General features: G+C 73.0%; 2 protein-coding genes. One reads left to right on the forward strand and one right to left on the reverse strand.

What is annotated here, in order from left to right:
• Positions 1–241, forward strand: a 241-nt coding sequence (locus CCN42_RS40450) for a YceI family protein (protein WP_143662256.1), incomplete at its 5' end; no start/stop codon positions are given.
• A 14-nt stretch (positions 242–255) separates the two neighbouring features.
• Here CCN42_RS40450 and CCN42_RS40455 read toward each other — a convergent pair.
• Positions 256–831: a YdeI/OmpD-associated family protein gene (locus CCN42_RS40455; RefSeq protein WP_086742059.1), complete on the reverse strand. Its 576-nt coding sequence runs from the start codon at positions 829–831 to the stop codon at positions 256–258.
• Positions 832–1028: the final 197 nt, after the last annotated feature.

Genomic DNA, 1028 nt, shown 5'->3' on the forward strand with positions numbered 1-1028 from the left:
CTACCGCGTCACCGGCGACCTGTCGATCCTCGGCGTCACCAAGCCGATCACCATCGACCTGGAGTTCAACGGCGCCGCGAAGGACCCGTTCGGCAACGAGCGCGTCGGCTTCGAGGGCAGGGCCACGATCCTGCGCTCCGAGTTCGGCCTGACCTGGAACGCGGCTCTGGAGACCGGCGGCTTCCTGGTCTCCGACAAGATCAAGCTGAACTTCGACATCTCGGCGATCAAGAACGCCTGAGCCGCCCGGCACGCTCAGGTGACCGGCCGGGCGCGCCGGTCCCCGAGCTTCGCCACGGCCGCCGCCAGCCGGGCGGCCCGCCGCTCGGGCGTCCGGGCGCGCAGCAGGTCCAGCACGACGAGGTACCGGTCCGTCCGGCCGAGCGCGTCGAAGGCCGCCTTCGCCGCGGGGCTGCGCTCCAGCGCCGCGGCGAGGTCGTCCGGGACGGTCGCCTCCCGCTGGGACGCGTAGGCCGCCGCCCAGCGCCCGTCCGTCTTGGCGGCCTCCACCTCGGCCAGCCCGGCGGGGCGCATCCGCCCGGCGGCGGTCAGCTCCGCCACCCGTCGCACATTGACCATGGACCAGAGGCTGCCGGGCCGGCGCGGGGTGATCCGCTGGAGGTAATGGGTGGCGTCGAGCGCCTTGCGCTGCCCGGTGATCCAGCCGTGGCAGAGCGCCGCGTCGTTCACCTCGGCGGCGGTGACGGAGGGCAGCCCCGAGCCCTTCTTGGCCACCTCGACCCACAGCCCCGGATGCGGGGCGGGATGCCGGGAGAGCCAGGCGTCGAGGTCGGCGACGGTCTCGAAGGGGAGGGGCTCCTGAGTGCTCATGGGAGCAGGGTAGGCCCGCTATAGGACAGGAACCGGCCTATTGGGGAGGGTGGTTGCCGCCGGATCGCGGGCGGCGGACCGGTCTGACGCGCATGCCGCATCATGACGGGTATGACCATGACCACCGGTGACTCGGGACCGGGCGGCCCCGTGCGGGTCGTCGTCGCGACGTACGAGATCGACCACGGCCGTCCCCA

The organism is Streptomyces glaucescens (assembly GCF_002154375.1).
GTDB classification, from domain to species: Bacteria; Actinomycetota; Actinomycetes; order Streptomycetales; family Streptomycetaceae; genus Streptomyces; species Streptomyces glaucescens.

Bases quoted from the DNA above. Each gene is read 5' to 3' on its own strand.
- CCN42_RS40455 (WP_086742059.1), bottom strand. From the start codon at position 831: ATGAGCACTCAGGAGCCCCTCCCCTTCGAGACCGTCGCCGACCTCGAC.